Origin of the sequence: Hyphomonas sp., assembly GCF_013823385.1 — a bacterium.
Taxonomy (GTDB): Bacteria; Pseudomonadota; Alphaproteobacteria; order Caulobacterales; family Hyphomonadaceae; genus Hyphomonas.
The window spans coordinates 1-8,643 of record NZ_PNMA01000057.1 but is presented as its reverse complement, the minus strand read 5'-3'; the positions used below and the strand labels follow the sequence as shown (position 1 = coordinate 8,643).

Genomic DNA, 8,643 nt, shown 5'->3' with positions numbered 1-8,643 from the left:
AGACAGCTCGGGTGAGATGAAGGGGAGGGCGCCTTCGATGCGGGCAAGCGTCAGCTGCCAGGGTGCTGGGGCGGATGCCATCTGCCAGATAGTATATAAATGGCTTAGAAAGTATACCCAGCTTGTACGGTCGTTTCGCTGTCCGATAAGAGCCCTTCACGGACGATAGCATATTCTCTATAAAGCGCCGCAGAAATTGCCGGGTTTGCGCCCGGTGGGCGCGGGCAGGGCGCGCGGAAGCGCGCGCGCCTTGCCAAGATGGGAAATGGTTGTGGCAGACGATGGACACAGCACGGGTTTGCGCCGCGAGGGCGATGACGCACTAGCGCCGCTCGGGCAGGCGCTCCCGCCGCAGCTTGCAGCAGAGATTGCAGCAGCGCGCTCGTACCGGGCCCGCTCCAAGGCGGCCAATACGGTGCGCGCCTATGACAGCGACTGGCGCCAGTTTGAAAGCTGGTGCTGGCAGCGCAGTCTCGATCCACTGCCGGCCATGCCAGAGGTCGTTGCGACCTACCTTGCTTCGCTAGCCCAAGCGGGGAGGGCGGACAGCACGATCGGGCGGCATCTGGCGGCGATTGCCTGGCACCACCGGCAGGCCGGCGAGGCTGCACCCCAGCACCGCGATCTGCGCGATGTGATCGCTGATACCCTTGCCGGGATCCGCCGGGAGCAGCGCGCGCGGCCGACGCGCAAGAAAAGCGCGATCCTCGCCGGCGATCTCGCGCGAATGATTGCTGCTGCTGAAGGGCAGAGCCCGCGGGCGATCCGGGACCGGGCCGTGATGGCGTTGGGGTTGGCTGCGGCGCTGCGGCGCTCGGAGCTTGTGGCGCTGCAACTCGCCGATCTCGAACTGGTGCGCGAAGGGCTCAAACTCACCATCCGGCATTCGAAGACCGATCAGGAGGGGGAAGGGCAGGTCATCGCTGTGCCATCGGGGAGGGTACTCAAGCCGGGCCCTCGGCTTAACGAATGGCTCAGCGTCAGGGGAGGGGAGGCGGGTCCTCTGTTCTATCGCACCGATGCGCAGGGGATCATGACCAAGGAGGCGATGTCCGATCGCTCGGTTGCCCGGCTCATCCAGCGCTATGCCGAAAAGGTCGGGCTCGACCCTGCCGCGATAGGTGCGCACTCATTGCGCTCGGGGTTCCTCACCGAAGCCGCAAAAGCCGGAGCTTCACTGCCCAAGATGCAGGAGGTCTCCCGCCAGAAGAAGGTCGAGGTCCTGCTCGGCTACGTCCGCGACGCTGCGTTGTTCGAAAACCATGCCGGCCAGAGCTTTCTTTAGCTCCGCGGCGGCGTAATTTGGGACTTTCCTGCCCTTCCTTAACCGCCTTGCAGATGACCGGTTTAATCAGAAGCCGACACTGCGACGAGCGCATGGCAAATGGCGTTTATTGAGGAAGTGCTTCCCGGTTGCCGCCATTCAGGAAGCGACCACCGCTTCTGCCACAGCGAGCGCTGCCTTGCCAGCGAGAGCCAGCGAAGCAGCTTGATGTTGTCCGACCCGCCTATCTATATATCATGAAATATAGGATCGACAGGCACTGAGGGGTAAGTCTTGCACACCATTCTTTGGCTCGGCCTGCTCGGCAGCGCTGCATGCCTATCGCCCGCTTCCGCGATGGCGGAAGATGCGTCGAGTGACGACGCGCCAGGCGGCGCGATTATCGTCACCGCACGGCATCGTCCGGAGGCTGCACAGGACGTGCCCGCTGCGCTCTCGGTGGTCGACGCGCGCTGGCTCGAGCAGTCCTATACGCTCAACACCCGCGACCTGACCACGCTGGTGCCTGCGCTCAACTATTCCTCGGCCAATCCGCGCAACACCGCCTTCACCATCCGCGGGCTGGGTTCGAGCGTGGTCGCGGTCAGCCAGGCCAATGACGGGCTGGAGCCGGGGGTGGGCTACTATGTCGACGGGGTCTATCACGCGCGGCCCGCCACGGCCGCCTTCGACTTTTCCGACATCGAGCGGATCGAAGTGCTGCGCGGGCCGCAGGGCACACTGTTCGGCAAGAACACGACGGCGGGCGCGATCAACATCGTTTCTGCCGCGCCGTCCTTCACACGCGGCTTCAATGCCGAACTCAGCGGCGGCGAGCGCGCTTTCGCACAGGGGCGCTTCTCGGCGACCGGGCCGCTGGCGGGCGAGGCGCTCGCCTATCGCCTGTCGGGCACCTTCACGCGGCGCGACGGAGTGCTGCGAAATGTCCGAACCGGCGCGGACCAGAACACTCTGGGGACGCAGGCGGTGCGCGGGCAGCTGCTGTGGCAGCCTTCACAGGCCTTCCGGCTCCGGTTGATCGCCGACTTCGCCAATTTCGATGCCGAGTGCTGCACGCAGGTGTTCCTGCGCGTCGGCACCAGCCTGCGCCCCGCCGCGCGGCAATATCCGGCGCTGGCAGCGGCAGCGGGCTATGCCCCGCCGAGCACCAATCCCTATGACCGCCTGACCGACATCGACGCAGGCCTCGGTGTGGACACCAGCGAAGGCGGGGTGGCGGCGACGGCGGACTGGGACATCGGCCCGGCGACGATCACGTCGATCACCGCATGGCGCTTCTGGAACTGGGACGCGGCCAACGACCGCGACTACACAGGCCTGCCGATCCAGCTGATCCAGCGCATCCCCTCGCGGCAGGATCAGCTCAGCCATGAGGTGCGGATCGCGTCGGACGGGGATCGCCCGCTGAGCTATGTCGCGGGGCTCTATTTCTTCCGGCAGGTGCTTACCGGGTCGCCCAATTCGGTGTTCGGCCCCTATGGCGCGCCGTGGCTGATCGGGGCGACGACCGGCGCGAATGCCACCCCGGTGCCCGCGAACCTGCTCGACGGTTACGGACAGACGGGAGGGACGCGCTTTGCGGTGAACAGCTATGCGGCCTTTGCCGAGGCGAACTGGCGGATCGTGCCGCGCCTGACCCTGACCGGCGGCCTGCGCTACACCCACGAGAGCAAGGAGGGCGATTACAGCACGCGGGTGTTCGGCGGGCCGCTGGTCACTTCGCCCGCGCTTGTCAACGCGCGGCTCGGCGTGCTGCGGCCCCAGACCTATTCGGCGCGCGACAGCGAGGGGAGCCTTTCGGGCCGCGCCAATGTCGCGTGGCAGCCGACGGACGACGTGCTGCTCTATGCGAGCTTCGCGCGCGGGTTCAAATCGGGCGGGATCAACATGTCGGGCCTGCCGCTCGATGCGAACAACCAGCCCGCGCTGGCGACCGCCGTGATCGACCCGGAACGCAACACGACATGGGAGGCGGGAATCAAGTCGGCGCTTTGGGTCGGGCGTCTGACGCTGAACCTCGCCGCCTACCACACCACGGTTCGCGATTTTCAGGCGACCGTGGTGGACTCGAGCCAGACCGTGGCGCTGCGCGGCTATCTGTCGAATATCCCCGCGGTGCGGGTGCAGGGGTTCGAGGCCGATGCGCGCCTCACGCTCGGCAGGCTGACGCTGGTGGGCGCGCTCGCCCATGGCGATGGCACCTACACCGACTATCCCGCAGGCCCCTGTCCGCTCGAACGCCAGACCGCGGCGACCGCCGCCTGCGATCTGACCGGGCAGCGCATCGCAGGTCTGCCCCGCTGGTCGCAGACGCTGAGCGCGGACTACGCCGTGCCGATTGGCCGGGGCGCGCTGTTCGTCCATGCCGACAGCAACTGGCGCAGCGGCTATTCCGGCGACCCGAGCCTGTCGCGCTTCACCTTCATCGAGGGCTACAACCTCACCAATGCGAGCCTCGGCTACCGGCGCGAGGATGCAGGCGGCAAGGGCTGGGAGATCGCGGTCTTCGCGCGCAACGTGTTGGGTGCGGACTACATCCAGAACCTCACCATCCAGGCGGGCAATTCGGGGCTGATCCTCGGCACACCCAGCGATCCGCGCACGCTCGGGGTGACGGTCAGGTGGCGGAGCTAAGCGGGCCCCTCGTTACGCTTCGGAGGCCGGGGGGAGGGAAGCAACGCTTCGGCGATGGCGGCAAAGCCGGCGCTGGCGGCGACTTCTGCATCGCCTTGCAGCTGGCGGTAACCGGCCAGCACCACCTCGCCCAGCGGCGTCAGGTGCGCGCCCGCTTTCTGGTTGCCCGGCACGGTCGCGACCAGCGGCCCCTGCCAGCAGCGGTTCATGGCATCGACCAGCAGCCAGGTGCGGCGGTAGCTCATCCCCATCGCCCGCCCGGCGGCCGAGATCGAGCGATTCGCGGCGATGGCATCCAGCAGATCGGCCTTGCCCGGCCCCATAGCGATCTCGTCACTGCACATGATCTGGATCTTGAGCTTGAGAGGGGAAGGCCAGGTCATGTTGGACCGATATCCTTTCAACGCTGGCAACCCAAACTGAATTGCACGCGATTGACGCACAGTCCCTTAGCGGCGTGACGACCAGTCCTTCCTCAGCTATCAACCCATCCTCGGCCATGAGCGGGGCTGACTCGCGGTCCCAAAAGCGGCACGGCTGCTTTACTGCGCTTACGAAAAATCCAGCCCTTGATCAACCGACCCCAAACCGGCAAATGAAAGACGGTCAAAGGTTGGTCTAGAGCCTACCATCAAGCTCATTTGTGGTCTACTTTTTCACCACAAATTTGGGGGCGGTCGGCTGCGCTTGCCCAAATGACCCCTAGGTGAAGCGTCGGGATTTCCGTTCGCAATCGACGTGCAAGGCCGCTAATGGGGCCTCCCTAAATTTATGGCGCAAACATTGACCACTAAATACCTTACCGGACTGCTCGCGAAGGATTTTTCGCACACGAGCCCCACGTCTCGGACCATCGGCGAAAAGCTGTTTCAGCTCGGCTTCGCCGTGGTGCAATGGCCGTGGCTGCTCAAAAGCCTTTACGGCGGCACCAAGGCGCAAAAGGCCGCCCTGCTCGAACGCGTCAAACTGGAAAGCGATGCTTTGCCGCATCTCGGGAGCTGGAAGGCCGATACCTATCTGTTGCACCGGATCGTCGACGAGATCGAGACCCGGCAGCCACAAGTTGTGGTGGAACTGGGTTCGGGCGCCACCTCTCTTGTGATTGCCAAGGCGTTGTCCCTGCATGGCCGCGGCTGTCTGCACAGCTACGACCAGCACGAACCGTTTGTGCGGCAGATGGAAGAATGGCTGGCCGAGCATGAATTGGCGGCACGGTTCTATCATGCGCCACTCGGTGAGCGCGATCTGGCATGGCCCGGCCTTTGGTATGACTTGCCCGAGATCCCCGCGACAATCGACATGCTGATCATCGATGGCCCTCCGTGGGCAGTCCATCCCTTTGCCAGAGGCATGGCGGAGCGCCTGTTCGACCGGGTTGTGTCCGGAGGGATCGTTTTACTCGATGACGCAGCGCGCCCAGGTGAGCGCATCGTTGCCCGGCGGTGGCGCAGAAAGTGGACAGATTTCAACTTCACCTTCGAAGGTGGAGGAACCAAAGGCCTGTTGATTGGACGAAAGAGGGGCTGATGGCGATAATTGCAGCGCGCGACTATCGCGAGGGACACGTCGTCGGCGAGGCGCTTTGCGAGAGCAAAGTGCAGACCCATGAACCGCAATCTCCCGATGCTTTCGCGTGGGTCGGCCTGCTCGATCCTACCTCTGAGGAAATGGCCACCTGTGCCAAGCGTTTCGGCCTCCACCCGCTCGCGGTCGAGGACGCGCTTCACGCGCATCAGCTCCCCAAGCTGGAAATCTATGGCGACCAGCTCTTCGTCGTTGCGCGCACCGCCAAGATGGAGGCCGGGCACATCAGCTACGGTGAGACCGCCTTGTTCGTCGGGCGCAACCATATCGTCACCGTCCGGCACGGGTCCGACCAGGGCCATTCGGCGCTACGAGAGAAGCTCGAGACAAGGCCCGCGCTGCTGGCGCATGGAGTGGACTATGTGCTTCATGCTCTGCTCGACATGATTGCCGACAATTACTTTCCGGTCATCGATGCCGCGGGGGAGATCGTCCAGCGGCTCGAACAGAGTGCGCTCGATTCCGCGCTGACCCGCGTCGAAATGCGCGAGCTGTTCAACCTGAGGCGCGACCTGCTGCTGCTGCAGCGAATGCTGATTCCCATGGAGGAAGTCTGCGCCAAATTGGCCAGCCTCGACCTGCCGAACATTGACCCGGAAGTGCGTCCCTATTTCCGGGATGTGCTCGACCACGTCCGGCGTGTCTCATCGCTTGCGGCGCTGCATCGCGAAATGCTCAATTCGGTGATGGAGACTAGCGCCCTGATCGAAGCCCAGCGTCAGGGTGAGATAACCCGTAAGCTGGCGGCATGGGCAGCGATCCTCGCCGTGCCAACTGCGATTGCCGGGATTTACGGGATGAACTTCGAGAATATGCCCGAATTGCGCATGGAATATGCCTATTTCGCCGTGATCGGGACTATCAGCTTCATTTGTCTGGTGCTTTTCCTTCGCTTCAGAAAATCAGGCTGGTTATAGGCTCGCCGCGAGATTGGTCCAACCCCTTCTTCCAGGACGATTGAGCAGTGCGCATATACGACACCCGCGAAGGCCGTCTGCAACCAATCACCGAAAGACTTGGCGACGCCACCGGGGCTAGCTGGATCGATCTGCTGCGCCCGACCGCCATCGATGAACAAGCGATCAACCGCTGGCTCGGCGTCGAAATCCCTGATCGCGAGGAAATGGAGGAGATCGAGATTTCCTCGCGCCTTTACACAGAGGGCCATACCGCCTTCATGACCGCGATCCTGCCCGCTTTTGGAGACAGCGACGAACCGGAGATGGGTCCGGTGACGTTTGTGCTAACCCCAACGGTGCTGGTAACGCTTCGTCACCATGAACCGCGCGTTTTTACAATGCTGAGCCAGAGAGCTGATCGTGGACTGGCGGTGGCAGCGGACGGGCCAGATATATTCCTGCAACTGCTCGAAGCGATCGTGGACCGGCTCGCCGACATCCTTGAACGCAGTGGCCGCGTTATCGAAACGGTAGCCAAGACGGTCTTCGCCAAGACTGACATCAAGGTACACTCTCAAACCGATTTCGGGAAGGTGCTGGCCGAACTTGGGCGGCAGGCCAATGCGCTTTCTAATATCCGAGACAGCCTGGTGTCACTCGAAAGGCTGGCAACCTTCGCCACCGCGCTGTTCATTCAGCGCAAGAGTCACAAGGATCTGCGTGAAAGGCTAAAGACTATTTCGCGCGATGTGCGTTCGCTGGCCGATCACGACGTCTTTCTGTCGCAGAAGATCAACTTCTTATTGGATGCCACATTGGGGATGATTAGCATCGAGCAGGCTGGGACCATCAAGATCTTCTCGGTTGCAGCCGTGGTGTTTCTGCCGCCCACGTTGGTCGCCTCGATTTACGGGATGAACTTCGACTTCATACCCGAACTGCAATGGCTATATGGTTACCCCTTCGCGCTCGCGCTCATGGTGGTTTCGATGCTGTTGCCCTACCTCTATTTCAAGCGGCGCGGGTGGCTTTGAGGCGGAATGCGGCATCGGTTCCTCTGGATTCTGCCGATCGCCGCGGTTTGCGCTCTTTTGGCGCAGCCAAGCCCTGCTATGGCGGGCGGCGGCGCGCATATTACTGATGACGATGCGACCCTGCCTGCCGGGGTCTGCCAACTTGAGAGCTGGCTGACTTTCGCTGATAACGGGCGCGGTTTAGCAGTTGCCAACCCTGCCTGCACGCTCAAGGCCCTACCTCGATTGGAAATTGCCACCGCCGTTCAGAGCAGCTGGGGCGAAGGCGGGGCGACCGCTATTGCACCAGCGGTTAAGCTCAACCTTCGGTCCTCTGAGGAAGCGCCGATTGGCATCGCCCTTTCGGCAATGGCCATCTGGAACCCTTCCTCAAGCAGGGTGGAGACTGTCGCTGTCAACGTGCCAATTTCGACCCGTGCCAGCGACAGGCTGGTGATTCACGGCAATCTCGGCTGGATCATTACTCCCGCCGGCACTGACCGCGACACCCTATTTTTGGGGGTGCAGGCCGAATATGAGCTCACCCCAGATCTGGTTCTGATGGGCGAGTTGTTCAGCAATGATGGGGGCGCGGCGGGCGGGCAGGCCGGGCTGCGCTGGGTGAGGGATCGCGGAAGGATCGATTTCGATCTTTTGGCTGGACACCGGACCGACGGTACCTCGACGTCATCGGTGACGCTTGGCTTCACCATACGGCGGTAAGGCATTGATCCGCTCTCGCATCAACCAAGATAGCCACCGTTCAGGAACTTACCCAGTTGCGGTCATGAACGGGGTCGATGCGCGATCCCGAAACCGGAATGGCGGCTTCTGGCGGATCCAGAAATTGTTCGCAGCGGTCGGGGATGACCGGTGTTGGGTCGGCAGTCGACCCTGCTCAACTCCGGCTGCGAATGCCGGCTACTCGATGTTTATTCCTAAAGACCCACCGTTCCCAAGCCGACCTTGAAGCGAATACTCACACGCTCTCCGGCTAAGCGAGGTTCTGCCGGAACCTGCGGCTACCGCTGATCACCGCGCCTGAACGCAAGGTGATATCGAAGTCCCCACTTTGCCGTGTTTCAGTGGTTGCGATCGCTGCCCGCCGCACGAGGTACGAGCGGTGGACGCGGACGAAGCCATGCGGCAGGACTGTCAGGAATTTCGTGTGTGGGCGGGCATAATGGGTAAGAAGGAGTCCCACTATGTCCCGACGCAAAGAACCTGC

Annotated in this window: 8 protein-coding genes; 6 read left to right on the top strand and 2 right to left on the bottom strand. The window is 62.8% G+C overall.

Translation table 11 applies throughout. From position 1 onward, the window contains the following. Positions 1-271: 271 nt before the first annotated feature. Entirely contained in the window at positions 272-1,285 is a 1,014-nt protein-coding gene (locus C0456_RS18815) for a site-specific integrase (protein ID WP_291055559.1), read from the top strand. A gap of 336 nt (positions 1,286-1,621) precedes the next feature. Next, on the top strand, positions 1,622-3,919 hold the full coding sequence (locus C0456_RS18810; protein WP_367179317.1) for a TonB-dependent receptor: 2,298 nt from the start codon (positions 1,622-1,624) through the stop codon (positions 3,917-3,919). On the opposite strand, the gene C0456_RS18805 is transcribed toward C0456_RS18810, so the two are convergent. After that, the gene (locus C0456_RS18805) at positions 3,916-4,302 is read right to left on the bottom strand and encodes a winged helix-turn-helix domain-containing protein (RefSeq protein ID WP_291055554.1); all 387 of its coding nucleotides are present in this window, start codon (positions 4,300-4,302) and stop codon (positions 3,916-3,918) included. The two genes, C0456_RS18810 and C0456_RS18805, sit on opposite strands and share 4 nt — an antisense overlap. 388 nt (positions 4,303-4,690) lie before the next feature. Between C0456_RS18805 and C0456_RS18800 the strand changes: the two genes are divergently transcribed. Genes C0456_RS18800 through C0456_RS18785 form a run of 4 tightly spaced genes read left to right on the top strand, consistent with a single transcriptional unit; the run spans position 4,691 to position 8,138 of the window. After that, complete coding sequence (locus C0456_RS18800) at positions 4,691-5,446, top strand: class I SAM-dependent methyltransferase (protein ID WP_291055551.1); 756 nt, start codon at positions 4,691-4,693, stop codon at positions 5,444-5,446. Further along, a complete protein-coding gene (gene corA / locus C0456_RS18795) occupies positions 5,446-6,420 on the top strand; it encodes a magnesium/cobalt transporter CorA (protein WP_291055548.1) in 975 nt (324 codons plus the stop codon). Before C0456_RS18800 ends, corA begins: the two co-directional genes overlap by 1 nt. A gap of 47 nt (positions 6,421-6,467) precedes the next feature. Continuing rightward, the gene (locus C0456_RS18790) at positions 6,468-7,436 is read left to right on the top strand and encodes a magnesium transporter CorA family protein (protein ID WP_291055545.1); all 969 of its coding nucleotides are present in this window, start codon (positions 6,468-6,470) and stop codon (positions 7,434-7,436) included. Between the two features lie 6 nt (positions 7,437-7,442). After that, positions 7,443-8,138 (top strand): hypothetical protein, encoded by a 696-nt coding sequence (locus C0456_RS18785; protein ID WP_291055542.1) that lies wholly within the window; start codon positions 7,443-7,445, stop codon positions 8,136-8,138. Positions 8,139-8,409: 271 nt separating this feature from the next. Here the strand turns inward: C0456_RS18785 and C0456_RS18780 are convergent. Beyond that, positions 8,410-8,643, bottom strand: a 234-nt coding sequence (locus C0456_RS18780) for a LytTR family DNA-binding domain-containing protein (RefSeq protein ID WP_291055539.1), incomplete at its 5' end; no start/stop codon positions are given.

Excerpts from the sequence above, each read along its gene's own strand:
- C0456_RS18810 (WP_367179317.1), top strand. The coding sequence starts at position 1,622 with ATGGCGGAAGATGCGTCGAGTGACGACGCGCCAGGCGGCGCGATTATC.
- C0456_RS18805 (WP_291055554.1), bottom strand. The coding sequence starts at position 4,302 with ATGACCTGGCCTTCCCCTCTCAAGCTCAAGATCCAGATCATGTGCAGT.
- C0456_RS18800 (WP_291055551.1), top strand. The coding sequence starts at position 4,691 with ATGGCGCAAACATTGACCACTAAATACCTTACCGGACTGCTCGCGAAG.
- corA (WP_291055548.1), top strand. The coding sequence starts at position 5,446 with ATGGCGATAATTGCAGCGCGCGACTATCGCGAGGGACACGTCGTCGGC.
- C0456_RS18785 (WP_291055542.1), top strand. The coding sequence starts at position 7,443 with ATGCGGCATCGGTTCCTCTGGATTCTGCCGATCGCCGCGGTTTGCGCT.